The sequence below is a fragment of the Novosphingobium sp. genome (assembly GCF_031417815.1).
In the GTDB taxonomy this organism is placed as follows: domain Bacteria; phylum Pseudomonadota; class Alphaproteobacteria; order Sphingomonadales; family Sphingomonadaceae; genus Novosphingobium.
Map to the genome: position 1 here is coordinate 84,847 of NZ_JANOWI010000043.1, position 26,580 is coordinate 111,426.

The window sequence follows — 26,580 nt, forward strand, 5'->3', positions numbered from 1 at the left end:
TGGCTCCCCGAGTAGGATTCGAACCTACGGCCAAGTGATTAACAGTCACCTACTCTACCGCTGAGCTATCGGGGAATGTTCCCCCCACCTGCGGGCAGGGGAGCGCCTATAACAGGGCGATTCGGTTTGGCAAGATATGGCCGACAAGTTTCTCCCCTCCCGCTTGCGGGTGGGGGCGGGGGTGGGCGCGTCGCATCCAATCCCCGAACAGGCCTACCCCTAACCCCTGCCGCAAGCGGGTGGGGGACTAGATCTGGAACTGTTCGGCGAAAATCCGCTCTTCCAGCGTCTTGCCCGGATCGAACAGCAAGGTCAGCTGCTCTTCGCGCGCGACCTTGACCTTGACCGAGAGAATATCGCGCAATTCCTGCTGATCGGCCACCGCAGCCACCGGGCGCTTTTCGGGATCGAGCACACGAAATTCGATCTCGTAATTGTCCGGGATGATCGCCCCGCGCCAACGCCGCGGGCGGAACGGGCTGATCGGGGTCAGCGCCAGCATCGCCGAACCCATCGGCAGGATCGGGCCATGGGCTGACAGGTTATAGGCGGTGGAGCCCGCGGGCGTCGCCACCAGGATCCCGTCGCAAAACAGCTCCGCAATCCGGACCTTGCCATTGACCAGAATTTCGAGCCGCGCGGTTTGCCGGGTTTCGCGCAGCAACGACACTTCGTTGATCGCGCTGGCCTTGTGTTCGCGCCCGTCGCCGGTGAACGCGGTCATCGCCAACGGATTGACCGCCAGCGGCCGCGCCCGGGCGATCCGCTCTGCCAAAGGACGACTGGAACGCGGCTGGTTCATCAAGAAGCCAACGGTGCCAAGGTTGAGGCCATAGGCGGGGATCACGCGCCCCGCATCAAGCATCTGGTGCAGTGCGTGCAGCATCTGTCCATCGCCGCCCAGCACCACTGCCACATCGGCTTCGTCAAGCGGCACGAACGCATGGTCCTGGCGCAGCATTTCGGCAGCGGCCTGCGCGCGTTCGGTATCGCTGACAAGCAGGGCAAGGCGGGAGGAATTCGGCATCGCTGGCGCTTTACGGCAGGAACGCCTTCTGGCCAACACTTTGGTAGGACCATTCTGCTAAGCAGCCAGAGATGAACGCGCCGCCATCCTGCGATCCCGCGCCGCAAGGCGATGCCCTGACCGGGCTGGGCACACGCGATACGGCACTGGCGCGGTTGGCCGAATGGCAGACGGCGGGCGGATCAATCCATGCCCTGCTGGTCGGCTTTCGCCGTTTTGATGCGCAAAACCTGGCCTTCGGAACCGCCGCTGGCGATGCCGCGCTGGTCGAAGTGGCGCAGCGCCTGCGCCACTTCGCCGCCGCCGAAATCGAAGGCGCGTGGCTGGCCGTGCGCGATGGCGGCAGCCGGTTCCTGCTGATCGCGAATGAGCCGTGCAGCCGCGAAGCCTGGCAGCTTGCGGCGGGGCAATTGCTGGCCGCGCTGGCCCGGCCGATCGTGACTTCTGCCGGCACCTTGCGCCTGTCGCCGCGCGCCGCGCTGCTGCGCGCGACCGATGCTGATGATCCCGCGAGCGTGCTCGACCGGCTGGGGCAGACGCTGGAAACCGCGATGGCGCAATCCGGGCGCCGTCTGGCCTGGGCGGATGGCGAAGCCACACGGCTTGGTCTCAGCGCCGCACAGCTCGAAGCCGATCTGATCCAGGCGCTCGACAGGGGCGAGATCGAGGTGGTGTTCCAGCCGCAGTTCGCCTGCGCCGACAACCGCCTGACCGGGGCGGAGGCGCTGGCGCGCTGGAACCACCCCAAGCTTGGCAAGCTGGGGGCCGGCGCGCTGTTCACCATTGCCGAACGCGCCGACCATGTGGCGCAGCTTTCCGGACATATCGCGCGCCTCGCGCTGCAGGCGGCACACAAATGGCCGATGGACCTGCGCCTGTCGCTTAACGTCACGCCTGCAGACCTTGCCGGGGCAGACTATGACAAACAGCTTGCGGCGCTGATCAAGCAGACCCGGTTCGCCCCCTGGCGGCTGACGCTGGAAGTGACCGAGCAGGTGTTGCTGGGCGATGTTACCCATGCCGCCGATGTACTTGGGCGGCTGGCGACGCAAGGCATCCAGATTGCGCTGGATGACTTCGGGGCGGGGTTCTGCAATTTCCGCTATCTCCAGCTCTTGCCACTCCACTACCTCAAGCTCGACCGGGCAATGATCGACGGCGTGGCCGGCAGTGCCCGCGATCTGGCGGTGCTACGCGCAATCATCGCGATGGCCCGCGCGCTTGAACTCAAGGTTATTGCCGAAGGGGTGGAAAGCGAAGCCCAGCGCCAGCTTGCCGCGGGCGAGGGCTGCAGCCACTATCAGGGCTTCCTGCGCGCCCAACCGATGGATGCAGCAGCGTTTCGCGAGTACGCGCTCAGTAACTGAAGCGGCGATAGACCAGCACGTCGCCGAACTGCGCTTCGAGTTCATAATTCTGCGCCAGCCAGGCGTCGATCGGCTTTTCCGTCGCGCGCAGCCAAGCCTGGCCCTTGCCTTTGGCATCGGTGACAATGAAATCGGGTTTCAGCTGCATCAGCCGTCCGATTTCGTCAGGCCCGATATAGCCATGTTCAGCGAGCGGGCGGACGATGGGCGGGCGACCGATGTTCTCGGGCTGAACTCCGGCTTTGGAGAGCGGCGCATCGTCAAGATACCAGCTGACCAGTTGATAGCGCCACGGCCAGACGCTCGCCTTGGGGCCGCCGGTGGAGGTGATGAAGCGTGCCGCCTTGGCCACCTCGAAATAGCCTTCGATGGCTGCAGGATCGCTGATTACCGCAGCGGCTTGCGGCAGGCGTTCGGCGCTGGCGGCGGCGATCGGCAGCAAGCTTGCAAGCACAGCCAGCGGCGCGGCGCGCGGCAGGCTGGCGAAAAGGTCCAGTCCAAGCGCGCACAGCACGGCCAGGACCGGCAGCAACTGTAGCCAGTAATGCGGGTAAACCGCCCCGCTCAACGCAAGGCTGACCAGCAGTGTGCCCGCTGCCAGCGTGATCAGCATCACGGCCCAGCGCTGCGCCGCATCGCGCCACAACCGCACCGCCTGCCCCATTCCGCCCAGCGCCAGCAGCACAAACGGTATGACGATCAGCGGCTCCATCGTCGTGCTGACGTAGAACTGCTTGATATGCTCGATCACCGCCGCAGCCGGGCCGACTTGCTGCGCATAGGCCCAAGGTACGTCGATCATTGCCAGCTTGAGCACGGGCAATTGTCCGGCAGCAGCATAAGTCAGCACCAGTGCTGCCACCGGCACCAGCCCGCCCAGCCCGAAGGCCAGCCAGGCGCGCGGGTGCGCCTGCTCGCGCTGGCGCAGCGAAGCGACCAGCAAAAGCAGTCCGAACACGATCGGCAGTTGATAAAGATTGGTGCGTGAAAGCACTGCCAGCGCCAATCCCAGCCCGGCCAGCGCGGCGCGGCCCGGCGACACGGGTGTGCGTACCAGCATCAGCAACGCGAACATCCCAAAGAACAGCGCGGGAATCTCGCTGTAGGTCGGTTGGCCCAGATCCATGCTGGCAAAAGCGACATAGCCCAGCGCGCCGCCCAATGCCGCCCAGCCGCTGGTTAGGTGGCGGGCGAAGCGGAATGTCAGCATCGCGGTGCCGAACAGCAGGACATCGCCCAAAAGTCGCACCGCGACGAGGCTTTTGCCAAATGCCACCAGCACGCTACCGATCAGCAGGAAGATCATCGGCGGCTTGAGATCGAACATCGCCACAAACGGCAAATGGCCGCTCGCGACATCGGCGCCCATCAGGATGAAGGTTGATTCATCGGGATCGATCACTTCGCGTCCCAGGCTGACAAACTGGGTGACCAGCACCGACAGCGCCAGGATCAGCGCGGCGATTGGGGCCGTGGGGCGGATGCGTAGCTTCATGGAACGGTTTATGCCGCCAAATTCCTGCAATTTGGCAAACGCTTGCGCTGGGCTAGCGGCGCGCCTTGCGGGCAATCGCACTCAGTCCCTTGGTCAGCTGGAACAGGCCATTGAGCCGCGCTTCGGGATTGGCCCAGACGCGGGTGACCACGATCTTGCTGTCGGGACGCAGCTTGATCGTGCCTTCCAGCCGCGCGGCATAGTTGATGAGGGCGGCGGGATCGGGGAAATTGTCACCATGGAACGAGACCAGACTGCCTTTTTCGCCAACGTCGATCTTGGCAATGTTGGCCTCGATCGCCTGACGCTTGATCTGGATCAGCTTGATCAGATTGACCGTGGGCGGCGGCAATGGACCGAACCGGTCGATCATTTCGGCCGACAATCCTTCGATCTCGGCCTGGTCCTCGGCGTCGTTGAGGCGGCGATAGAGCGCCATGCGCACCGCCAGATCGGGCACGTAGTCCTCGGGGATCATGATCGGCGCATCGACGGTGATCTGCGGGCTCATCGCATGGCGTTCGCGCGCCAGGCCCATTTCGCCCGCCTTGGCCGCCAGAATCGCGTCTTCCAGCATCGACTGGTAAAGTTCGAAGCCGACTTCGCGGATGTGACCCGATTGTTCATCGCCGAGCAGGTTGCCCGCGCCGCGAATGTCGAGATCATGGCTGGCGAGCTGGAACCCGGCACCGAGCGAGTCGAGGTCGCCCAGCACTTTTAGTCGCTTTTCCGCCACTTCGGACAGCTGGTTATCGGCCGGTGTGGTGAGATAGGCATAGGCGCGCAGCTTTGATCGGCCCACCCGCCCGCGCAGCTGATAGAGCTGGGCGAGGCCGAACCGGTCGGCGCGGTGGATGATAATGGTGTTGGCACTGGGGATATCGAGGCCGCTTTCAACGATCGTGGTCGAAAGCAACACTTCGTACTTCTTCTCGTAGAAGGCGCTCATCCGCTCTTCCACTTCGCTGGCCGCCATCTGGCCATGCGCCGCGATGAAGCGCACTTCGGGCACAGTATCGTGCAGCCACTTTTCGACATCGGCCATATCGGCGATGCGCGGCACGACGATAAAGCTCTGCCCGCCGCGGTGATGTTCGCGCAGCAAGGCCTCGCGCATCACGATCTCGTCCCATTCCATCACATAGGTCCGCACCGTCAGCCGGTCGACCGGCGCGGTCTGGATGGTGGACAGTTCGCGCAGGCCAGACATCGCCATCTGCAGCGTCCGCGGGATGGGCGTGGCGGTAAGCGTGAGCATATGCACATTGGTGCGCAGTTGCTTGAGCGCTTCCTTATGACTCACCCCAAAGCGCTGTTCTTCATCAACGATAACAAGGCCAAGCCGCTTGAAGCTCAGGCTTTTTGCCAGGAGCGCATGGGTGCCAATGACGATATCGGTGGTGCCTTCGGCCAGCCCGGCCTTGGTTGCCTTGGCTTCCTTGTCTCCCACCAGCCGCGAAAGTCGCCCGACTTTCAGCGGAAAGCCGGTAAACCGCTCGCTGAAATTGGTGAAGTGCTGGCGCGCCAACAGCGTGGTGGGGGCGATTATCGCCACTTGCTGCCCGGCCATTGCCGACACGAAAGCGGCGCGCAAAGCCACTTCGGTCTTGCCGAACCCGACATCGCCGCACACCAGCCGGTCCATCGGCCGGCCTTGCGCCAGATCGCTGAGCACATCGTCGATCGCGGCTTCCTGATCTTCGGTTTCCTGCCACGGGAACCCTTCGACAAACTGGTTGTAGCTGCCATCGGCCTCGAGCGCCGGGGCGGTGCGCAGCGCGCGCAAGGCGGCGGTTTTAAGCAGCTCGTGCGCGATTTCGCGGATGCGCTCTTTCAGCCGGCTCTTGCGCTTTTGCCAGCCTTCGCCGCCCAGCCGGTCAAGCCCGACGAATTCCGCGTCCGAGCCATAGCGCGACAGCACGTCGATATTCTCGACCGGAACATACAGCTTGTCGCCGCCGGCATATTCCAGCGCCACGCAGTCATGTGGGCTTTTGCCGACCGGGATAGATTGCAGGCCAATATAGCGTCCGATCCCGTGCTCCATGTGGACCACCAGATCGCCTGGGGAAAGCGCCGCCAGCTCGGCCATGAAGGCTTCGGCGCCCTTGCGGCGGCGTTTGCGGCGCACCAACCGGTCGCCCAGAATGTCCTGCTCGGTAACGAGGTCGATCTCGTCGTTGGCGAACCCGCTTTCCAGCGGCAGCACCATCGCCACCGGCGTGCCCTTGGCCGCCATGCCCAAGGCTTCCTGCCAGCCGTTGGCGAGGACCGGGGCCGGGCGCGCCGCTTCACCCAGGATTTCTGTAATCCGGGCGCGGCTGCCTTCGCTGTAGGCGGCGATCAGCGCCTTCTTGCCGCGCTTGGCCTGGCCGGTGAGATACTTGGCGGCAGCCTCGTAAACGTTGTCACCGCGGGCGCGTTCAGGCGCAAAGTCGCGTCCGCTGGCAAAACCGAAATCGACCACAGCGGCGCTTTCGGGCTGGGCAAAGATATCAGCGCGGTGCACCGGATGCCCCGCCAGCACCGCATCGAATTCGCCGCGCGCAAGATAAAGCGCATCGGGCCCGAGCGGGCGATAACTGCCCGCCGCCTTGCCGGCGTTTTCGGTTCGGGCGGCGTAATAATCGGCAATGTCGCCAAGCCGTTCCTCGGCCGCGCCCATCGCGGCGCTGTCGATCACCATCACGTCATTGGCGGAAAGATGATCGAACAGGCTGACCAGCCGGTCCTCGAACAGCGGCAGCCAGTGTTCCATCCCCGCCAGCCGCCGTCCGTCGCTGACGGCCTGGTAAAGCGGATCGCCGGTGGCATTGGCACCGAACAGTTCGCGGTAGCGGCCGCGGAAGCGCTTGATGCTGTCTTCATCGAGCAGTGCTTCGCTGGCAGGTAGAAGCACGTGCTCGTCCAGCACGCCGGTGGTGCGCTGAGTATTGGGATCGAACAGCCGCAGGCTTTCCAGCTCGTCACCAAAGAAATCGAGCCGGAGGCCGCCTTCCAGCCCTGAGGGGAACACATCGAAAATCGACCCACGCACCGCAAATTCGCCGGCGTCGGCGACGGTATCGGTGCGGCTGTAGCCCTGCCGCTGGAGCAGCGCGATCAGGCTTTCGCGCCCGATCACCATGCCGGGCTTCAGCAGTTTCACATTTTCGCGCACCCGGAACGGGGTCAGCACGCGTTGCAGCGCGGCGTTGATCGTGGTGACGAACAGTTGCGGCGCGGTGCCGGATAATTGCAGCTTTTGCAGTGCCGCCAACCGCCGCGCCGATACCGACAGCGCCGGACTGGCCCGGTCATAGGGCAGGCAGTCCCACGATGGGAACGCGATCACATCGAGTTCGGGGGCGAAAAACTGCGCGCTGTCGGCGATACCCTGCATCGCCGCTTCATCAGGCGCGATGAACACTGCGCGGCCCTTCGCGGCGCGGGCGAGATCGGCCAGCACCAACGGCTGTGCCCCGCGCGCCAGCGAGGCGAGGGTCAGCGGAGCCTTGGCACTCAACAGTTTGGACAGATCAGGCATCGTTCGCGCATAGCCAATTGCCCCGCGTGCCGTTTTTGCGGCCAGCGGGGTAGGGAATCGAAGCTGGGGCCTTAGCCATGCCAACCGACGATGTCGAATGTTCTCCCCTCCCGCTTGCGGGAGGGGTTGGGGGTGGGTCAATCAGGCGTGAAGCCGAGTTTGCTTATCCCTCGCCAACAGACCCACCCCTAACCCCTCCCGCAAGCAGGAGGGGGACTTTCAGCGCGGGATTTTAACGAAGTCGAGCTTTTTGAACGCGTCCATCTGCGCGCCCTGGTATTTCTCCGGCACGTCCATCGTGCCCAGCGCCCATGCCATGATTTCGACATCCTCTTCGTCCAGCAGCGCCTCGAACCAATCGCGTTCGGCTGCCGACCACCCGGCATGGTGGACATCGAAGAAGCAGCCGATCATGTAATCGGCCTCGCGGGTGCCGCGGTGCCAGGCGCGGAACTTTAGCCGCTTGATTCGGGATGTGTCGCTCATAAGGCGCGATTAGGGGGCACTTAGCGCCGCCGCAAGGGAGAGTCAGTTTGAGCACCAACGATCAGGATTTCGCCGCACTGGAACTAGCCGCGCAGTTGGCGGCGGAATACCGGCGCGACATTGCTGCTGCTGAAACGGTGCCGGTTGCCGGGTACGGCGAAATCCACGCCCGCTTCGATGGCCCGGTGCCCGATCACGGCACCGATGCCCCCAGCCTGATTGCTGAACTGGATAGCGGCGCGCGCGATGGCCTGCGCGGAATCGTCGCGCCGCGCTTTTACGCCTGGGTCAACGGCAGCTCGCACATTGCCGGGGTGGCGGCAGACTGGCTGACCTCAGCCTGGGGCCAGAACGGTGCGGGCATCCCGATGTCGCCTGCTGCCGCAGCAGTGGAAGCTGTGGCGGCGCGGTGGCTGCTCGAATTGCTCGATCTTCCACCCGAAAGTTCGGTCGGGCTGGTCAGCGGGGCAACGATCGCCAACTTTGTCGGGCTGGCGGCGGCGCGCGGCGAATTGCTGTCGCGGCAAGGCTGGGATGTGGAGAGCGACGGGCTGTACGGCGCGCCGAACTTGCGCGTGCTGATCGGGGCCGATGCGCACAACACCGTGTTTTCCGGTCTCCGCTATCTGGGTTTGGGCGAAAAGCGGGTCACGACCATCGCCACCGACAGCCTAGGCCGGATGCTGCCGGGCGATCTGGAACGCGCGTTGAAGGCCAGCAGCGATCCCGCAATCGTGATCGGCCAGAGCGGGCAAATCAATACCGGGGTCAGCGATCCCTTCGCCGAGATCGTGCCGATGGTTCACGCTACGGGTGGGTGGGTGCATGTCGATGGCGCCTTTGGCCTGTGGGCGCGGGCGAGCGAAAAGCATCGCCACCTGCTGGACGGGATCGAACTGGCGGATTCGATGGCGACCGATGGGCATAAGTGGCTGCAGACCCCCTATGACTGCGGCTTCGCGATCGTTCGCCACGAAGCCGCGCACCGCCGGGCGATGGATATGCAGGCTAGCTATCTGACCCGCGACAACGATCAGTTCCGCCACCCCGGCGCTTACGTGCCCGAACTTTCGCGCCGCGCGCGCGGGTTTGCGGCCTGGGCGATGATGCGGCGGCTGGGGCGGGCCGGGATTGCCAAAATGGTCGATGACGATATCCGCATCGCGCAGGCAATGGCCGCGGATATGGCGGCGATCCCGGGTGTGGAAGTGCTGGGCCAGCCCGAACTCAACCAGTTCATTGTCCGCTTCGGCGCGGATCAAGGCGACCAGGCGGGCGACCGCTTGACCCAGGCTACGGTTGAGCGGATCCAGCAGGATGCGGTCGCCTTCATGGGCACGTCACTGTGGCGCGGGCGGCTGGTCATGCGGGTATCCGTCTGCTCGATCGCGACGACTGACAAGGATGGCCAGATCACCGTGGAAGCAGTGCGGAGCGCCTGGGAGGCGGTGCAGGCTGGTTAGTTTTTGGCCCGCAGCGCCGCGACGATCTCGGCCGGTGCCTTGCCCACATAGTCTTTGTTGAATTCCTCGATCACGGCCTGCTCGGTCAGCTTGTGATAGTGGCGGCGCATCTCGCCCAGGGTCTTGGGGCTGGCAAAGATCACCAGCGCCTTGATCGAACCGTCCAGCACCTGGGTGTTGAGCCAGTGGGTTGCGGCGATGGCGTGGGCGTCTTCGGAAACCTGGCGATTGGCATGGTTGCCCGGAACCGAATGGTGGGCACTGGCCGAATGGTTGCTGGCATCCAGTTTGGGGCTGTCGAGCGCGGTCAGCGCGGGTTCTGCTTCATCGCCAGCGTTGCGGTAAAGTTCGAAATTCTGGCCATCGACCAGCGCGATGACGGCAGCGTGGGGTAATAGCATTGCCTGCTCCTTGTCGGGCCCTTGATCGGGGAGAACGCAGCAAAAGGACATTCGGTTCCGATCGTCCATGCGCTGGGTCAAAAGGCCATGAAAATTCCGCTGCCCAGCGGCGCGCGCCGCGCTATGAACGGGTCATGCGTCCCGACCGCCTCAATCCCCTGTTCGTCACAGCCGAGAGCCTGAAGGGCGTTGGCAGCACTCTGGCGCGCCCGCTGGAACGGCTTGGCCTGGCGCGGGTCAAGGACTTTGCCTACCATCTGCCTGATCGCTTCGTCACCCGCCGCGCAGTCGCCAATCTGGACGAGGCGAGCGTGGGCGAGCAGGTGGTGGTCAAGCTTACCCCGGTCGAATACCGCACTTCGTCCGGGCGCGGCCCTTTCCGCGTGCTGGCGAGCGACGAGCCGGGCAACATCTGCGCGATCACCTATTTCGGCCGCGCGTCCTATTCGGGCAAAAAGGCGCTGCCGCTGGGCGAACCGCGCTGGGTGGCGGGGCGGATCGATCAATACGGCCAGATGCTGCAGATCGTGCACCCCGATCACGTGACCGAGGAAAGCGCGGCTGCGCTGGGGCAACTTACCGAACCGGTCTATGCCCTGTCCGACGGACTGACCCAGAACCGCATCGCCGCGCTGATCCAGCAGGCGATGGCCAGTGTGCCGCCGCTGCCCGAATGGATCGAGCCGGGCCTGCTCGACAAACACCAGTGGCCGGCCTGGCGCGATGCGCTGGAACTGGCGCACAAGGGCGAACATCCCGCCGCGCGTGACCGGCTGGCCTATGACGAACTGCTCGCCAACAGTCTCGCGCTGTTGCTGGTGCGCAATTCGAACCGCAAGCAGATCGGCACGCCGTTGGTGGGCGACGGCACACTGCGCGCGCGGCTGCAATTGCCGTTTGAGCTGACGGGCGCGCAGAAGCGTTCGATTGCCGAGATCGAGGGCGATCTGGCGCAGGCCGCGCCGATGCTGCGCTTGCTGCAGGGCGATGTCGGCTCGGGCAAGACCGCGGTTGCCTTGGAAGCAATGCTGATCGCGGTGGAGGGCGGGGCGCAGGCTGCGCTGCTGGCGCCAACCGAAATCCTTGCCCGCCAACACTACGAAACGCTCAGCCGGATGGCCGCGCCGAGCGGGGTGACAATCGCGCTGCTGACTGGCCGCGACAAGGGCCGCGCGCGCGAATCGATCTTGATGGGGCTGCTCGATGGCAGCATTGATCTGGTGGTCGGCACCCATGCAATCTTTCAGGATGCCGTCACTTACAAGAACCTGGCGATGGTGGTGATTGATGAGCAGCACCGCTTTGGCGTGGCCCAGCGGCTGATGCTGAACCAGAAAGGACGCCGCACCCCGCACTGCCTGGCGATGACCGCCACCCCGATCCCGCGCACGCTGACCCTGGCGCAGTATGGCGAGATGGATGTTTCCAAGCTCGATGAGATGCCGCCGGGCCGACAGCCGATCGACACCCGCGTTGTCGCGATCGAGCGGATGGGTGATGTGGTTTCCGCGCTGGGTCGGCACATCGAAAGCGGGCATCAAGCCTATTGGGTTTGCCCGATGGTGCGCGAACTTGAAACCGAGGACATCGCCGCGGCTGAAGCGCGTTATGCCGAAATGAAATCGCGCTTCGGGGATGCGGTGGTGCTGGTCCACGGGCAGCTGCGACCCGAAGTGAAGGACGCCGCGATGGAACGCTTCGCCAGCGGCGCGGCCAAGCTGCTGGTTGCCACCACAGTGATCGAAGTCGGCGTCGATGTGCCCAATGCTACGCTGATGGTGATCGAACAGGCCGAACGCTTTGGCCTGGCCCAGCTGCACCAGTTGCGCGGCCGGGTCGGCCGGGGCGAGGGCAAGAGCACCTGCTTGCTGCTGCGCGGGCCTGCGCTGAGTGAAACCGCGCGCGACCGGCTGGCCTTGATGCGCGAAACGCAGGACGGGTTCCGCCTCGCTGAAGAAGACCTGCGGCTGCGCGGCGGGGGCGAATTGCTCGGCACGCGGCAATCGGGCGACACCCCGTTCCGCGTCGCCAGCCTTGAGCAGATCCAGCGCTTGCTGCCGATCGCGCACGATGACGCGCGGCTGTTGATGGAGCGCGATGGCGGGCTGACCGGCGAGCGGGGCGAGGCGGCGCGGCTGCTGCTCTATCTGTTCGAGCGCGATTGGGGGGTGCAGTTGCTGCGCGGCGGATGATCGCGCGTTTGCGCCAATGGGCCAGCGCGGTGAAATGCGACCTAGTGGTGCTGGTGCTGGCCGCGCGCGATCCGGCGGTGCCACTAACCGCGAAAGTGCTGGCCGGGGTGGTGGCGGCCTATGCGCTCAGTCCGATCGATCTGATCCCCGATTTCATCCCGGTGCTGGGCATGCTGGATGATCTGCTGCTGGTTCCCGTCGGAATTTGCCTGGTGCTGCGGCTGATCCCGCCTCGGGTACTGGCGGACTTACGCGAGCGTGCCGCTGCGCAAGGACAGCTACCGCGCAGCCGGGCGGCGGCGACGGTGATCGTTGCCTTGTGGATCCTGGGGAGCGTTTGGCTGGGGCTTGCGGCGCATCGCTACCTGCAGCGCGGCGCTTGAGGCATCAGACAGCAAATATTGCAACGTCATCTTCGCGCGGCAAAATTCCGCAGAACGATGCGAGCGGCTCAAAGGGTTCGTCCAGCAGTTCCAGCGCGCCCAGACCAGCCAACTTGAATTGACCAAGCCGCGGCTCTTCGTCGCTGCGCCAGGACTTTCCGGCATTGAGTGCCGAAACGAACTGATCGCCGTGCCGTTCAAACAGCAGATGCGGGGCGAGCACGATCCGCTGCCCGTTGTACAGGGCGGCAATGGCGCGTTTGCGGGCGATGGCTTCCATCACCGTCAGGCTGGCGTTGGTCATCGTTTTGTCCGGAGAATCGAAGAATTGTGCATTGCAGCATTGTGCGGAACGCGAGCCGGCGGTGCAAGTGCAATTGAGCGTGGACTTTGGGGAATACGGGACGGGGCGGAGGGGTTGCCGGGACCGGGCCTGTCGTGCCGAGAGCGTGCCCCGACGCTTGCGCTCGGGAATTTTTGCGGAAAACGTCCCCCGGACGTTTTCTTCTTCGCAAAAATTGGTCGGGGAAAGAGGATTCGAACCTCCGGCCCCTGCCTCCCGAAGACAGTGCTCTACCAGGCTGAGCTATTCCCCGACCGATCGTCTGCCCCCGAAGAACCAACAGGTCCAAGCAGGGGCAAGGCAGGAGCGCGCCTATAAGGGGCGATATCGCAGGTGGCAAGCGGGCAATCTCACGCTAACGTGACTTTATGGCCAGCATAGCGATTCCCGCCCAGACAACCGACAAGACCCACTGGGAATGGCAATATCTCGATCTGATGCGCCGCATCTGGGAGCATGGCGACGAACGGATCGATCGCACCGGGATTGGGACCAGATCGGTCCTGGGCGCGCAGATTCGCTTTGATCTGTCAGGCGGGGCGGTGCCGCTGGTGACCACCAAGCGGGTCTACTGGAAAACCGCCGTGCGCGAATTCCTGTGGTTCCTGACCGGCGAGACCAACATCCGCCCGCTTGTGCTGCAAGGGGTGAAGATCTGGAACGAATGGCCGCATGCAGGCTATGTGAAGGCGACCGGCGAGGCGATCTCGCTTGAAGACTTCGCCAGCCGGATTGCCGATGACGAAGCGTTTGCGTTGAAATGGGGCGATCTTGGCCCGGTCTATGGCAAGCAATGGATCGACTGGCCGACTTACCAACCGGCAGGGGAAGGGCTTTACCGCAAGGGGCCGGGGATCAACCAGGTTGCACAAGTGGTTGACAGCTTGCGGACCAATCCCGGCAGCCGCCGCCATATCGTCGAGGGCTGGAACGTGGCCGAGCTGGACCGGATGGCGCTGCCGCCGTGCCACAAGACCTATCAGTTCCACGTCGGGTCAGGCCGGCTCAACTGCGCGCTCTATCAGAGAAGCTGCGATGTCGCGCTGGGGCTGCCGTTCAATCTGCTCGGGGCGGCGCTGTTCACGCGGATGCTGGCGCAGCAGTGCGATCTGGAACCGGGCGAACTGGTCTGGCTGGGCGGCGATACGCATCTTTATCTGAACCATGCCGATCTGGTTGAAGAGCAGCTTTCGCGCCCACCGGCGGGCGAGGCCGTAATGACCATCAACCGCCGCCCGGACAGCATGTTCGATTACCGGATCGAGGACTTCGAGGTCAGCGGCTATGCCCCGCAGGCAGCCATTTCCGCACCGGTGGCGGTATAGTTGACGCTGAAACCAGTTTGAAATAATATGTCGCGTACCTAAAATTTTGCGTCCCATCCGGGAGCAAGCATGGAGAGCGAGCGATGGCCCAGGGCCCCGCAAATTCCGGACCGCCGCGCGGCAACTTGCCGCCGCTGGAACTGCATGTGCCCGAACCGCATTTCCGCCCCGGCGATCCGGTTGACTACAGCTTCCTCGACATCCCGCCCGCCGGTCAGTTGCCGCGCCCGGACGAGGCTTGCGATACCGCTGAAACCCACGCCCTGTGCCACGGCCTGATCCGGGTGCTGGACGACGATCACAAGGCGGTCGGTGCCTGGGATCCGAAACTCGATCCCGAAACGCTGCGCCGGATGCTGCGGGTGATGGCGCTGACCCGCGCGTTCGATGACCGGATGTACCGCGGCCAGCGCCAGGGCAAGACCAGCTTCTACATGAAGTGCACTGGCGAGGAGGCGACCAGCGTTGCTTCGGCCTTTGCGCTTGATAACGATGACATGGTGTTCCCCTCCTATCGCCAGCAGGGGATCCTGATCGCGCGCGGCTATCCGATCGTCGAAATGGTCAACCAGATCTATTCGAACCGGGCTGACAAGCTGAAGGGCCGCCAGCTGCCGATCATGTATTCGAGCAAGGAGCACAGCTTCTTTTCGATCAGCGGCAACCTGGCGACGCAATACCCGCAGGCCGCAGGCTGGGCGATGGCCAGTGCGATCAAGGGCGATACCCGGATCGCCAGCGCCTGGATCGGCGAAGGCTCAAGCGCAGAAGGCGATGCCCACGCCGCGTTCACGTTCGCCACCGTATTCAACGCTCCTTGCGTGTTCAACATCGTCAACAACCAGTGGGCCATTTCGAGCTTCTCCGGCTTTGCCGGGGGGGAGCGGGCGACCTTTGCCGCCAAGGCGATCGGCTATGGCATTGCCGGCCTGCGGGTCGATGGCAACGATGCTCTGGCGGTCTATGCTGCGGCGCGCTGGGCCGCCGACCGGGCACGGGCCAATCAGGGTCCGACGCTGATCGAGCACTTCACCTACCGCGCCGAGGGGCACTCGACTTCGGACGATCCCGGCGCCTACCGTTCGGCGCATGAACGCGGCGAATGGCCGCTGGGCGATCCGATCATGCGGTTGAAGCGCCACCTGGTGGCGCTGGGCGAATGGTCTGAAGCGCAGCACGAGGCGATGGACCTGGAGCTGGCGCAGCAGGTCAAAGCCGCGACCAAGGAGGCCGAGAAAAACGGCGTGCTGGGCCACGGCCTGCACCATCCGTTCCACACCATGTTCGAGGATGTGTTCGAGGAACTGCCGTGGAACCTTGAGGAACAGGCCGAACAGGCGATCCGCGAGCGCCGGATCAAATGGCCCGATTGGAAAGAGACATGAGCGAGATCGAAGAAGGCCCGGTGAGCCTCAGCGATGCGCCCACCCGCCGCCTCAACATGATCGAGGCGATTAACGATGCGCTCGACGTGATGATGGCGCACGATGATAATGTCGTCGTGTTTGGCGAGGACGTCGGCTATTTTGGCGGGGTGTTCCGCGCCACGGCGGGGCTGCAGAAGAAATACGGCAAAAGCCGCGTGTTCGATACGCCGATCAACGAATGCGGGATCATTGGTGCGGCGGTGGGGATGGGGGCATACGGCCTGCGCCCGGTGCCCGAAATCCAGTTCGCCGACTATATCTATCCCGGGCTCGACAGCTGGTCTCCGAAGCGGCGCGGATGCGCTATCGCTCGGCCGGGGATTTCACCGCGCCGATAACCGTGCGTTCGCCGTTTGGCGGCGGGATCTTTGGCGGGCAGACCCACAGCCAGAGCCCCGAGGCGCTGTTTTTGCACGTGGCGGGACTCAAAACCGTGATCCCGTGCACCCCGCACGATGCCAAAGGGCTGCTGATAGCCGCGATCGAGGACAACGACCCGGTGATCTTCTTCGAACCCAAACGGATCTACAACGGCCCGTTCAGCGGCTATTATGACAAGCCGGTCGAGCCGTGGGCCAGGCATCCCGGCAGCGAAGTGCCCGAAGGCTATTACAAGATCCCGCTGGGCAAAGCCCGGATCGTGCGCGAGGGCGAGGCGATGACCGTGCTGGCCTATGGCACGATGATCCATGTTGCCACCGCGGTTTGCGCCGAACACGGGATTGATGCCGAAATCATCGATCTGCGCACGCTGGTGCCGCTCGATATCGAAACGATCGAGGCGTCGGTGAAGAAAACCGGCAAGTGCCTGATCGTCCACGAAGCGACCCGCACCGGCGGCTTTGGCGCAGAACTTTCCGCGCTGGTCCAGGAACGCTGCTTCTACCACCTCGAAGCCCCGATCGAGCGCGTCACCGGCTTCGACACCCCCTATCCGCACAGCCTTGAATGGGCTTATTTCCCCGGTCCCGTCCGCATTGGCGAAGCGGTCGATCGGCTCTTGAAGGCATAAGACAATGGGCACTTTCACCTTCAACCTCCCCGATATCGGCGAAGGCATCGCCGAGGCTGAGATCGTCGCCTGGCACGTCAAGGTTGGCGATAGAATCGAGGAAGACGACAAGGTCGCTGATGTCATGACCGACAAGGCCACGGTCGAAATGGAAAGCCCGGTTTCGGGGATCGTCCTGTCGATCGGCGGCGAGGAAGGCGACATGCTGGCGATCGGATCGCCGCTGGTAGTGATCGCGGTCGAGGGCGAGGTTGTGGAAGGGCCGGGGGCTTCGGCGCCGATTGCGGCAGAGCCTCTCAAAGCGCCTCCCGTTCGTGCTGAGCCTGTCGAAGCACCGCCCTTGCCTTCGCCGCAAGCACCAAGCCCAGAAGAAAAGAGCAGCCCTTCGCCAAACTCGGGGCGAACGGATCCTGGGGTAGGGCAGGGTGATCACGCCAAAGTCCTTGCCAGCCCCGCCGTGCGCGCCCGCGCCGCCGAACTTGCGATCGACCTGGCACAGGTCAAACCGGCCGAGGATGGCCGCATCCGCCACGCCGATCTTGACGCTTTCCTGTCCTACAACGCCGCTGGCGGTTTCCGCGCGGCGGGGGCCAAGGGCCTCGACCAGACCGTCAAGGTGATCGGCCTGCGCCGCCGGATTGCCGAGAACATGGCCGCGGCAAAGCGCAACATTCCGCATTTCTCGTATGTCGAGGAATGCGATGTCACCGCGCTGGAAGCACTGCGCGCGCAGCTCAATTCCGCGCGCGGAAACCGCCCCAAGCTGACGATGCTGCCGCTGCTGATCACTGCGATCTGCCGCGCCTTGCCGGACTTTCCGATGCTCAACGCGCGCTATGATGACGAAGCCGGGGTGGTGCAGCGCTATGGCGCGGTCCACCTGGGCATGGCAACACAGACCGATGGCGGGCTGATGGTGCCGGTGATCCGCGATGCACAGGACAAGAACCTGTGGCAGCTGGCGAGCGAGATCGTCCGCCTGGCCGAAGCCGCGCGCAATGGCAGCGCCAAGAGCGATGAATTGTCAGGTTCAACGCTGACCATCACTTCGCTCGGCCCCTTGGGCGGCGTTGCCACAACGCCCGTCATCAATCGCCCCGAAGTGGCAATCATCGGCCCCAACCGGATCGTCGAACGCCCGATGTTCGTGCCCGATGGCATGGGCGGTGAGCGGATCGAGAAGCGCAAGCTGATGAACATTTCGATCAGCTGTGATCACCGCGTGGTTGATGGCTGGGATGCCGCCAGTTACATCCAGGCGGTCAAGCGGTTGATCGAGGTGCCGGTGCTGCTGCTGGCGGATTGACCATCTTCGATCCTCTCCATTTTCGCCGAATGGCGCAAATGGGGAGGTGGCAGCGGCGTTCAGCCGCTGACGGAGGGGTATTGGCGCGAGGGCAAAAACCCCTCCGTCTGGGCCTTATGGCCCATCCACCTCCCCATTTGTGGCCTTCGCCAAAAATGGAGAGGAACTAAGGAAGGGAGAACCTATGGCGCAGGACCCGAAAATCGATGCCTATATCGCCAAGGCTGCGCCGTTCGCCCAGCCGATCCTGATCCATTTGCGCGCAGCGATCCACGCCGCGCTGCCGGGGTTGGTTGAAACGATCAAGTGGGGCATGCCGCACTTCCAGTACAAGGGTAAGAACCTGGCCGGGATTTCGGCGTTCAAGGCGCATTGTGCGTTCATCATCCACGGCGATGGGCGACGCGGTGAAGCGATGGGGCAGTATGGCAAGATCGCCGGCCTGGCCGATCTGCCGGGCGATAATGTGATCAAGGCCAAGCTGGCCGATGCGGCAGCGCGGATCGATACGGCCGGCACTGCGATCAAGCCAAAAGCAGCACCGCGCGCGCCCAAGCCTGAACTGCCGGTGCCGCCCGAATTGGTGTCAGTACTTGCTGTCAATCCAGCCGCCAAGGCCACCTTTGAAGCCTTCGCCCCGTCGCACCGGCGCGAATATCTTGAATGGATTATCGAAGCCAAGCGCCCGGAAACACGCGACAAACGAATCGTTCAGGCGGTCGAATGGCTGGCCGAAGGCAAGAAGCGCAACTGGAAGTACGAGAACTGCTGAAAATCAGCGCACGATCGCGCTGTAGGTGATTTCGCCCGATCCACGCGCCGCATCGCCTGCGGAAAGGTGCCAGCGCAAGTGGGTGACATCTTCCGGGGTGGCGATCCGGGTGCCGACGCGCAACTGCTCTAGCTTGCCCCAGCGCTTGCCGCCGTCGATCGAAACCTCTTCCGAGCCGTCGGCGCTACCCTGATAATAGACCGTGCGCGGCACCGCATTGTTTACGATGAAAGCGCCGGTGCCGCTCTTGCGCATCCAGCTGACCACATAGATCACGCGGTCGCCGCGCTTGAAGGTGGCGGCGGGCTGCAGCAGCCGGCCCTGGCCGGGCTTGATCCGTTCGATGAAGACCGCGCTGTCGAACGCGATCAGCGGCGCGGCAAGCGCGGCAGCCGGAATACAAAGCGCCAGGGCGAGGCCAAGGCGGGCGGCAATGCGGCGAAATGTCACGCGGTAAGAACCCCCTGTTGCGCCGGTACGACACGACACGAGGCTTCTCGCAAATCGGGGCAAAGGAATGGTTAATGCCGGGGCAGGGGCTGCGCCACCAGCGGCGCGCCAGCCCCGCAATTGCGCCACTGCGGATGGTTTACGAAAGCATTTGCGGCAAGCCGCAAGGTCTCCTACGAACGCAGTTGACAGCCCCGGCGTGCTGTCCTAGTGGCGCTGCTCCCAAGTGGCTGCGCGGGTGTAGCTCAGTTGGTTAGAGTGTCGGCCTGTCACGCCGAAGGTCGCGGGTTCGAGCCCCGTCACTCGCGCCACTTGGGGACTTTCCTACCACGCTGACGTTACGTTTACCGCCTTGCCGCCCGCCGGCAGGCTGATGATCATGCCGTCTTTGCCGACCAGCAAGGTTCCACCAAAGATCGACGACGCCTGGCCCAGGAACAACGGCTCGATCAGCGTCGAAGGCAGCGGCGGGACGAGGTGGTAAAGCACCAGCGTGTTGACGCCAGCTTCCTTTGCAGCGCGCGCGGCGTCTTCCGGGCTGGCATGGTAATTCTGGATATCGGTCATGATCTGCGCGTTGCTGGCCTGCCCGCGCTCAGCAAGTTTTTTGCCCAGCGCTGCGATCATGCTTTTGTTCAGCGCTTCATGGAACATCAGGTCAGCGCCCTTGGCAGCTAAGACGAAGCTGGGGGCATAGACCGTATCGCCGCTGATTGCGATCGCACGGCCCTTGTAATCGATCCGGTAGCCATAAGCCGGGCTGATCGGGGCATGGTTGACCCGGATCACCGTGATGCGCACCCCGTCCTTGTCATAGACGACCTGACTGTCGGCACCGTCGGCCAGCGCGATGATCTGCGCCACCCCGCCAAAGCCGCCGGGCTGGACCACCTTGGGCCCGTGGTGCGCCACGCGGTAGGTGCTGTCGATCTGATAGGCCGCGTTGAACCCGGCCACCACCTTGTCGGTTCCCGGCGGGCCATAGACCGGCAGCGGCGTGTTGCGGTGGCCGCCAACCCAGGCCTGCAGCAAAGCCTCGCCCAGCCCGTCGATATGATCGGAGTGCAGGTGCGTGAGGAATTCGGCCTGCAGCTTCTGCACTGGGAAGCCCATCCGCATCAGCTTGCGGACAGAACCGGAGCCGGAGTCGAAGATGAAGGCCTGGTTGCCTGCCAGCACCGCGATGCACGGCCCGGCGCGGTCAGCATCGGGCATCGGCGATCCGCTGCCGCAGACATAGGCGTGCAAGCCGTCGCCGAGCTTGGCGGATTGATCCACCCCGACATTGTTGTCGAGCGCGCTTTGAAACGCCCGTTCACCGATTGCACCGCGTCCGAAAACCAGCACCAGTCCCATGGTGATCGCCAGCACAGCAGCGACAACCGCGATCATGCGTCTCATGCGATTGCCCTCCTGCTTCGGCGAAGAGTTACGCTGCGCGTCAGCTTAGCGCCAGCGTCCCGTTTCCATCCAGATCAGGAAACGCTTCAAGGGCAGCAGCCAGATCACCCCCAGCACGACATAGACCGGGGTCTGCGCCAGTGCGGGCCAGTGCTCGATCCACGGCGCAACATAGCGCGCCACTAGCACGCCATAGACCATCAGCGCCGCAAACAGCGCGAGGATGCCAAGCGGGATGCGCAGGGTGGGTTCAGTTCTCATGCGAACGGCCCATAGACGCGGGTTTGCGTTACTACCAGATCAAGCGATTGATCATGCGGCTCAAGCGGGATCGCCTCTTCCAGCTGGCAATCCCAGGCGAGGCCGATGGCGAGGGAAGGGCGGTGCGCCGCCAGCCAGCGATCATAGAACCCTGCGCCATAGCCGATCCGCCCGCCGCGGCTGGTAAAGCCCAGCAGCGGGCAGAACATCACATCGGGGACCAGCAGCGGTGCATCGGCGGGCGGCTGCAGCGCCTGATAGGGATCGCTGACCAGGCCGTCATTGGCAAACGGGTTGGCCCATTCGCGAAACAGCATCGGCGCGCCGCGCGCCGCCAGCCAAGGGAGCGCGATGCTATGGCCGCGTTCGGCAAACCAGCGGCCATAATTGGATGCGGGGGGTTCGCCCGGCATTTCGTGGAAGGTGGAAATTACGGCGCCTTGCGGAACCAGATCGGCAATCGCGGCGGGCGGGCGGTTGAACAACAGCGCGCGCATGTTGCCCGGAATCGCGACCACGAATTCGGCGCGGCGACGTTTAAGCTCGGCGCGCAGCATTTTCTTGTCGGTCACGCACGGCTCCGGAACGCCTTCCCGTACCGGGAAGGATTTAGGTGACGGGACCACCGTGGGCCGTTGCCAGGAAATCCTCTGACGCGTTCACGTCAGGTGGGAACCGTGTGTGCCAGGCCAGGGCCCAACCAGGGACAGCCCCCATGGATTTGCTTATAGCCTCAGGGATTTTCAAAGGCTCGCACCGGGCAGTACCCGTCGCGATGCAAGATAGGCCCTGAAAGGTTTCCAGACAACCCACTGCGTTTGCGAACCAGCAGGGTCTGAAAAACGGGGATCAGGCCGTTTGTTCGAGCATAGCGGCGCACTTTTCTAGGCGCTCGGCCAGTGCCTCAAGCGCCCCGGCAGCAGGGCCTTCGCTGACGGGCGCAGCCGCAGGGGCAGCGCCGCCATTTGCCCTCAATTCATGGTTTTCATCGGCCAGTTGCAGCGCGGCAAACAGCAGCAGGCGTACTTCGTTGTGCCCGGTAGCGCCAATTTCGCGCACCTTGGCCTCAAGCATTTCGCCCAGCGCGGCGACATGGGCTTCTTGCCCGGCGTCGCAGGCGACCATGTATTGGCGGCCACCGATCAAGAGTGTGACATTGCTCATCGCGCGATCACCCCTGTGCCCCTTCGATCAGCTGGTCGAGCTGTCCGAGCGAATCCTGCACCGCGGCGCGCAACCGGTCGTGCTTGTCGCGCAATTTGCCCAGTTCCTGGTCGCCCGATGGTGCAGGCGGGCGGGCCGCGGCGGCCTCGATCCGGGCGAGCGCTGCCTCGATCCGTGCGATTGCCGATTTGCTGCGATCCCCGTCCATCGGCGTTGCTTAACGCGAAACAGTGCCAAGGCAAAGCGTTGGGCCATGCTTTTCCCACGGTTTGCTAGCCCGCGCAGGCGGCCCCGCCTTGACGCGGGGGCGCGGCTTGGCAAAGGAGGCCCGGCGCCGAATCGCCGCGTATCTGCGCGCCTGCCTGGAGCCACGACATCATGAGCCTCGATCACACCCGCCTCGCGCCCATGGCCAACGCCATTCGGGCGCTTTCGATGGATGCGGTCCAGGCGGCCAATTCGGGCCACCCCGGAATGCCGATGGGCATGGCCGATGTGGCGACCGTGCTGTTTTCGCAAGCGCTCAAATTCGATCCCGCAGCGCCGAAATGGCCTGATCGCGACCGGTTTGTGCTGTCCGCGGGCCACGGTTCGATGCTGATCTATGCGCTGCTTTATCTGACCGGATATGACGCGCCGACGATCGAGGATATCCGCAACTTCCGCCAGCTGCACAGCCCTTGCGCTGGCCACCCCGAAAATTTCGAGCTGGCCGGGATCGAATGCACCACCGGGCCGCTGGGCCAGGGGCTGGCGATGGCGGTGGGCATGGCGATTGCCGAGCGGCATCTGAATGCTGGGTTCGGCGGCGATCTGGTTGATCACAAGACCTGGGTGGTGGCCGGCGATGGCTGCTTGATGGAAGGAATCAACCACGAAGCGGTTGGCCTGGCCGGGACATTGCAGCTCGGCGGCCTTAACGTGCTGTGGGATGACAACAATATCACCATCGATGGCGATACCAGCCTTTCGACCTGTGAGGATGTACTGGCGCGCTACCGGGCCAGCGGTTGGCACACCGTCAGCTGCGATGGCCACAACTATGCCGATATCAGCCGCGCGCTGGCCGAAGCCGCTGCCGATCCGCGTCCCTCACTGGTCGCCTGCAAGACGGTGATCGGCAAGGGCGCGCCCAACAAGCAAGGCAGCCACAGCGTTCACGGCGCGCCTTTGGGCGCAGACGAGATTGCGGCGGCCCGCGAATTTCTGGGCTGGACCTCGGCCCCGTTCGAAGTGCCGGCTGACATCATGGCGGATTGGCGCAGCCTTGGCGCAAAGGGTGCTACTGCCCGGGCCGCATGGGAAGCGCGGCTGGCCGCCGATCCGCAAGGGCCAGAACTTTCCCGCCGGATGGCGGGTGCGCTTCCCGCGGACGAGAGCGCCACGCACGATTATCTTGCCTCGCTGGTCGCGGGTCCGCCCAAGGTGGCAACCCGCAAGGCGAGCGAAATGGCGCTTGAGGCGCTGACCGCATCGATCCCCGAACTGGTTGGGGGCAGCGCCGACCTTACGGGCTCGAACCTGACCAAGACCAAGGCCACCACCCCGTTCAGCGTGGCTGATTATGGCGGACGGCACATCCACTATGGCATCCGCGAATTCGGCATGGCGGCGGCGATGAACGGCATGGCGCTGCACGGCGGGGTGATCCCCTATGGCGGGACCTTCCTGGTCTTTGCCGACTATTGCCGCAACGCGATCCGCATGTCGGCAATCCAGCGTACGCGGGTGGTTTATGTGCTGACCCATGACAGCATCGGGCTGGGCGAGGATGGACCGACCCATCAGCCGATCGAACATGTGATGAGCCTGCGCGCGATTCCCAATTTGCTGGTGTTCCGCCCGGCCGACGCAATTGAAACCGCCGAAAGCTGGATGCTGGCGCTCAAGGAACCGAACCGGCCCTCGGTGCTGGCACTTAGCCGCCAGAACCTGCCGCCGGTGCGGTTTGAGGCCGAGATGAAGACCGCCCAGGGCGCTTACCGGCTCAAGTCGGCAGACGCTGCGCGGCAAGTTGTGCTGGTCGCCAGTGGCTCGGAAGTGGAGATTGCGCTGGGCAGCGCGGCTGCGCTTGAAGCGGCGGGGATCGGCGCAGATGTCGTCTCGATGCCGTGCTGGGAACTGTTTGACGAACAGGACGGTGCCTACCGCGCCGAACTGCTGCCCGCGGGCGTGCTCAAGGTTTCGATCGAGGCCGGGGTGACGCTGGGCTGGCAGAAATACATCGGCGATGGCCTGGCGATCGGTATCGACCGGTTCGGCGCTTCGGCCCCGGCGGACCAGCTGTATGATTACTTCGGCCTTACGGCTGACAAGATTGTCCCCCAGATCAAGGCCCGGTTAGGCCAGTAAGCAGGAGAATTTTCATGGCGATCAAGGTTGCGATCAACGGTTTCGGACGCATCGGGCGCAATGTGGCGCGCGCGCTGCTGACGCGGACCGACCACGATCTCGAGCTGGTCTCGATCAACGATCTCGCCTCGGCGCAGGCCAATGCCATGCTGTTCCAGCGCGATAGCGTGCACGGCATGTTTCAAGGCAGCGTGGCGGCCAATGGCAACGACCTTGTCATCAACGGCAAGCGCATCCAGGTGACCGCCGAACGCGATCCCGCCAATCTGCCGCACGGTGCCAACGGCATAGATATCGTGCTGGAATGCACCGGCTTCTTCACCGATCGCGCGTCTTGCGAAAAGCACATTGCCGCCGGTGCCAAAAAGGTGCTGATTTCGGCTCCTGGCAAGGGCGTTGACCTGACCGTGGTTTACGGCGTCAATCACGACAAGCTGGAAGCGGGCCACACCGTGGTCTCCAATGCTTCGTGCACCACCAATTGCCTTGCGCCGTTTGCCAAAGTGCTGAACGACACAATCGGGATCGAGCGCGGGCTGATGACCACGATCCACGCCTATACCAACGACCAGAAGATCCTTGACCAGATCCACGAAGATCCGCGCCGCGCCCGCGCTGCGGGGATGAGCATGATTCCCACCACCACCGGCGCCGCCCGCGCGGTGGGCGAAGTGCTGCCCGAACTGAAGGGCAAACTCGATGGCTCGGCGATTCGCGTGCCGACCCCCAATGTCTCAGTGGTCGACCTGACCTTCACACCGAGCCGCGATACCACCAAGGACGAAGTCAACGCGCTGCTTAAAGCCGCAGCTGATGGCGCGATGAACGGCATTCTGGGCTATTCTGACGAGCCGTTGGTTTCGATCGATTACAACGGCTGCGCCAATTCGAGCACGATCGACAGCCTGGAAACCACGGTGATCGACGGCAAGCTGGTCCGCGTGCTCAGCTGGTATGACAACGAATGGGGCTTCTCGAACCGGATGATCGATACTGCCGGGGCGATGGGGAAGTTGGGGTAATGACCCCCCCTCCCGCTGGCGGGAGGGGTCGGGGGTGGGCCAGTCGGGACCCCACCCGCAACCGCTGTCTCACCCACCCCTAACCCCTCCCGCAGGCGGGAGGGGCACTGGAGTAAGCAATGACCAAGTTCAAAACCCTCGATGACCTTCCCGGCGATCTGACCGGAAAGGTCGCGCTGGTGCGGGTTGACCTCAACCTGCCGATGGACGGCGTGCGGGTGACCGACGATACGCGGGTTCGCGCCTGCGCTCCCACGATCCTGGAACTGGCGGACAAGGGCGCCAAGGTGCTGCTGTTGGCGCACTTTGGCAGGCCCAAGGGTGAGAAAGTCTCGACCCTGTCGGTGTCGATGACGCTTGATGCGGTCCAGGCGGTGCTGGGCCGTGAGGTAATGTTCGTGCCCGAGATTACCGGGCCGGTGGTCGCGCAGGCGATCGGCATCCTTGCACCCGGCGATATCGCGCTGCTGGAAAACACCCGCTTCTGGAAGGGCGAGGAGGCCAACGATCCGGACCTGGCCAAAGCGATCGCGGCCAATGGCGATATCTACGTCAACGATGCCTTCTCCGCCGCGCACCGCGCCCATGCCAGCACCGAGGGCCTGGCGCATGTGCTGCCGGCCTATGCCGGTCGCGCGATGGAAGCCGAACTCAAGGCGCTGCAGGCCGCGCTGGGTGATCCCGAACGCCCAGTCGCAGCGGTGGTTGGCGGGGCCAAGGTATCGTCGAAACTCGATGTGCTGAGCCACCTGGTCACCAAGGTCGATCACCTGATCATCGGCGGGGGCATGGCCAATACCTTCCTCGCTGCGCGCGGGGTCAATGTCGGCAAGAGCCTGTGCGAACACGAACTCGCGTCCACCTGCGAGGCGATCCTCGACAGCGCAGACAAAGCCGGCTGCACCGTGCATCTGCCCTATGATGTCGTGGTGGCAAAGGAATTCGCCGCCAACCCGGCGAGCCTGCGCATCTGCAACGTCCACGAAGTCCAGGCCGACGAGATGATCCTTGATCTTGGCCCGCAAGCGACCGAGGCGCTGGCCGATGTGCTCAAGACTTGCCGCACGCTGGTCTGGAACGGCCCGCTGGGTGCGTTCGAAACGCAGCCGTTCGATGCAGCAACCGTCGCGCTGGCGAAAAGTGCTGCGGCGCTGACCAAGGAAGGCGCGCTGGTTTCGGTGGCGGGCGGGGGCGATACGGTTGCCGCGCTCAATCAGGCCGGGGTGTCCGGCGATTTCACGTATGTTTCAACCGCCGGGGGGGCTTTCCTCGAATGGATGGAAGGCAAGGACCTGCCGGGGGTCGTCGCGCTGGAACAGGCCTGACCACAATCGCGGTTAGCAACCTTGCGGTGCCCGCTGTGCATCGCTATTTGCGCGCCACATCGGTATGCAAGCACGAAGGA

General features: G+C 64.0%; 23 protein-coding genes, 3 tRNA genes and 1 pseudogene. 13 read left to right on the forward strand and 14 right to left on the reverse strand.

Annotated features, from left to right (window positions below; genetic code table 11):
• Both RMN99_RS11325 and RMN99_RS11330 read right to left on the reverse strand, forming a co-directional pair.
• Nucleotides 1-75, reverse strand: a tRNA-Asn gene (locus RMN99_RS11325).
• A gap of 172 nt (nt 76-247) precedes the next feature.
• Nucleotides 248-1,027, reverse strand: a complete 780-nt coding sequence (locus RMN99_RS11330; protein ID WP_309623425.1) for an NAD kinase — start codon at nt 1,025-1,027, stop codon at nt 248-250.
• A 71-nt stretch (nt 1,028-1,098) separates the two neighbouring features.
• Here RMN99_RS11330 and RMN99_RS11335 point away from each other — a divergent pair, with 71 nt between their 5' ends.
• Entirely contained in the window at nt 1,099-2,394 is a 1,296-nt protein-coding gene (locus tag RMN99_RS11335; protein WP_309623426.1) for a bifunctional diguanylate cyclase/phosphodiesterase, read from the forward strand.
• On the opposite strand, the gene RMN99_RS11340 is transcribed toward RMN99_RS11335, so the two are convergent.
• From RMN99_RS11340 to RMN99_RS11350, 3 genes are all read right to left on the reverse strand, one after another.
• On the reverse strand, nt 2,384-3,889 hold the full coding sequence (locus tag RMN99_RS11340) for a glycosyltransferase family 39 protein (protein WP_309623427.1): 1,506 nt from the start codon (nt 3,887-3,889) through the stop codon (nt 2,384-2,386). The genes RMN99_RS11335 and RMN99_RS11340 overlap by 11 nt on opposite strands.
• A 52-nt stretch (nt 3,890-3,941) precedes the next feature.
• Nucleotides 3,942-7,415, reverse strand: coding sequence for a transcription-repair coupling factor (gene mfd / locus RMN99_RS11345; RefSeq protein WP_309623428.1), 3,474 nt, complete (start codon nt 7,413-7,415; stop codon nt 3,942-3,944).
• Nucleotides 7,416-7,634: 219 nt separating this feature from the next.
• On the reverse strand, nt 7,635-7,901 hold the full coding sequence (locus RMN99_RS11350; protein ID WP_309623429.1) for a succinate dehydrogenase assembly factor 2: 267 nt from the start codon (nt 7,899-7,901) through the stop codon (nt 7,635-7,637).
• Between the two features lie 47 nt (nt 7,902-7,948).
• Between RMN99_RS11350 and RMN99_RS11355 the strand changes: the two genes are divergently transcribed.
• On the forward strand, nt 7,949-9,364 hold the full coding sequence (locus RMN99_RS11355; RefSeq protein WP_309623430.1) for a pyridoxal-dependent decarboxylase: 1,416 nt from the start codon (nt 7,949-7,951) through the stop codon (nt 9,362-9,364).
• Here RMN99_RS11355 and RMN99_RS11360 read toward each other — a convergent pair.
• A complete protein-coding gene (locus tag RMN99_RS11360; protein ID WP_309623431.1) occupies nt 9,361-9,765 on the reverse strand; it encodes a host attachment protein in 405 nt (134 codons plus the stop codon). The two genes, RMN99_RS11355 and RMN99_RS11360, sit on opposite strands and share 4 nt — an antisense overlap.
• A gap of 134 nt (nt 9,766-9,899) precedes the next feature.
• On the opposite strand from RMN99_RS11360, the gene recG reads away from it, so the two are divergent.
• Nucleotides 9,900-11,957, forward strand: a complete 2,058-nt coding sequence (recG, locus tag RMN99_RS11365) for an ATP-dependent DNA helicase RecG (RefSeq protein ID WP_309623432.1) — start codon at nt 9,900-9,902, stop codon at nt 11,955-11,957.
• Nucleotides 11,954-12,340 carry a DUF1232 domain-containing protein gene (locus RMN99_RS11370; protein ID WP_309623433.1) on the forward strand — a complete coding sequence of 129 codons (387 nt, stop codon included), beginning with the start codon at nt 11,954-11,956 and terminating at the stop codon, nt 12,338-12,340. The genes recG and RMN99_RS11370 overlap by 4 nt, the downstream gene beginning before the upstream one ends.
• A gap of 4 nt (nt 12,341-12,344) precedes the next feature.
• On the opposite strand, the gene RMN99_RS11375 is transcribed toward RMN99_RS11370, so the two are convergent.
• On the reverse strand, nt 12,345-12,644 hold the full coding sequence (locus RMN99_RS11375; RefSeq protein ID WP_309623434.1) for a hypothetical protein: 300 nt from the start codon (nt 12,642-12,644) through the stop codon (nt 12,345-12,347).
• Between the two features lie 215 nt (nt 12,645-12,859).
• Nucleotides 12,860-12,936: transfer RNA gene (locus RMN99_RS11380), tRNA-Pro, on the reverse strand.
• A gap of 115 nt (nt 12,937-13,051) precedes the next feature.
• On the opposite strand from RMN99_RS11380, the gene thyA reads away from it, so the two are divergent.
• The 5 genes and pseudogenes from thyA (at nt 13,052) to RMN99_RS11405 (ending at nt 18,525) form a co-directional block, all read left to right on the forward strand.
• Nucleotides 13,052-14,008, forward strand: a complete 957-nt coding sequence (gene thyA / locus RMN99_RS11385; RefSeq protein WP_309623435.1) for a thymidylate synthase — start codon at nt 13,052-13,054, stop codon at nt 14,006-14,008.
• Nucleotides 14,009-14,091: 83 nt separating this feature from the next.
• Complete coding sequence (locus tag RMN99_RS11390) at nt 14,092-15,393, forward strand: 3-methyl-2-oxobutanoate dehydrogenase (2-methylpropanoyl-transferring) subunit alpha (RefSeq protein ID WP_309623436.1); 1,302 nt, start codon at nt 14,092-14,094, stop codon at nt 15,391-15,393.
• Nucleotides 15,390-16,447, forward strand: a pseudogene (locus RMN99_RS11395) (alpha-ketoacid dehydrogenase subunit beta). Before RMN99_RS11390 ends, RMN99_RS11395 begins: the two are co-directional and overlap by 4 nt.
• Before the next feature lie 4 nt (nt 16,448-16,451).
• Nucleotides 16,452-17,753, forward strand: a complete 1,302-nt coding sequence (locus tag RMN99_RS11400; RefSeq protein ID WP_309623437.1) for a dihydrolipoamide acetyltransferase family protein — start codon at nt 16,452-16,454, stop codon at nt 17,751-17,753.
• A 184-nt stretch (nt 17,754-17,937) separates the two neighbouring features.
• A complete protein-coding gene (locus RMN99_RS11405) occupies nt 17,938-18,525 on the forward strand; it encodes a YdeI/OmpD-associated family protein (RefSeq protein ID WP_309623438.1) in 588 nt (195 codons plus the stop codon).
• Nucleotides 18,526-18,528: 3 nt separating this feature from the next.
• Here the strand turns inward: RMN99_RS11405 and RMN99_RS11410 are convergent, their stop codons facing one another.
• Nucleotides 18,529-18,975 (reverse strand): hypothetical protein, encoded by a 447-nt coding sequence (locus RMN99_RS11410; protein ID WP_309623439.1) that lies wholly within the window; start codon nt 18,973-18,975, stop codon nt 18,529-18,531.
• Nucleotides 18,976-19,209: 234 nt separating this feature from the next.
• Here RMN99_RS11410 and RMN99_RS11415 point away from each other — a divergent pair.
• Nucleotides 19,210-19,286: transfer RNA gene (locus RMN99_RS11415), tRNA-Asp, on the forward strand.
• A gap of 13 nt (nt 19,287-19,299) precedes the next feature.
• Here the strand turns inward: RMN99_RS11415 and RMN99_RS11420 are convergent.
• The 5 genes from RMN99_RS11420 to RMN99_RS11440 all read right to left on the reverse strand — a co-directional run bounded on the left by RMN99_RS11420 (nt 19,300) and on the right by RMN99_RS11440 (nt 22,009).
• Entirely contained in the window at nt 19,300-20,376 is a 1,077-nt protein-coding gene (locus tag RMN99_RS11420; protein ID WP_309623440.1) for an MBL fold metallo-hydrolase, read from the reverse strand.
• Between the two features lie 45 nt (nt 20,377-20,421).
• A complete protein-coding gene (locus RMN99_RS11425) occupies nt 20,422-20,637 on the reverse strand; it encodes a DUF2842 domain-containing protein (protein WP_309623441.1) in 216 nt (71 codons plus the stop codon).
• On the reverse strand, nt 20,634-21,209 hold the full coding sequence (locus RMN99_RS11430; RefSeq protein WP_309623442.1) for a 5-formyltetrahydrofolate cyclo-ligase: 576 nt from the start codon (nt 21,207-21,209) through the stop codon (nt 20,634-20,636). Before RMN99_RS11430 ends, RMN99_RS11425 begins: the two co-directional genes overlap by 4 nt.
• A 277-nt stretch (nt 21,210-21,486) precedes the next feature.
• The gene (locus tag RMN99_RS11435) at nt 21,487-21,801 is read right to left on the reverse strand and encodes a cell division protein ZapA (protein ID WP_309623443.1); all 315 of its coding nucleotides are present in this window, start codon (nt 21,799-21,801) and stop codon (nt 21,487-21,489) included.
• 7 nt (nt 21,802-21,808) lie between these two features.
• The gene (locus tag RMN99_RS11440) at nt 21,809-22,009 is read right to left on the reverse strand and encodes a hypothetical protein (RefSeq protein ID WP_309623444.1); all 201 of its coding nucleotides are present in this window, start codon (nt 22,007-22,009) and stop codon (nt 21,809-21,811) included.
• 170 nt (nt 22,010-22,179) lie between these two features.
• Between RMN99_RS11440 and tkt the strand changes: the two genes are divergently transcribed.
• The 3 genes from tkt (at nt 22,180) to RMN99_RS11455 (ending at nt 26,500) form a co-directional block, all read left to right on the forward strand.
• Nucleotides 22,180-24,153 carry a transketolase gene (gene tkt, locus RMN99_RS11445; protein ID WP_309623445.1) on the forward strand — a complete coding sequence of 658 codons (1,974 nt, stop codon included), beginning with the start codon at nt 22,180-22,182 and terminating at the stop codon, nt 24,151-24,153.
• Nucleotides 24,154-24,167: 14 nt separating this feature from the next.
• The gene (gene gap / locus RMN99_RS11450) at nt 24,168-25,175 is read left to right on the forward strand and encodes a type I glyceraldehyde-3-phosphate dehydrogenase (protein ID WP_309623446.1); all 1,008 of its coding nucleotides are present in this window, start codon (nt 24,168-24,170) and stop codon (nt 25,173-25,175) included.
• Between the two features lie 119 nt (nt 25,176-25,294).
• Nucleotides 25,295-26,500: a phosphoglycerate kinase gene (locus tag RMN99_RS11455; RefSeq protein WP_309623447.1), complete on the forward strand. Its 1,206-nt coding sequence runs from the start codon at nt 25,295-25,297 to the stop codon at nt 26,498-26,500.
• The last annotated feature ends 80 nt before the right edge of the window (nt 26,501-26,580 follow it).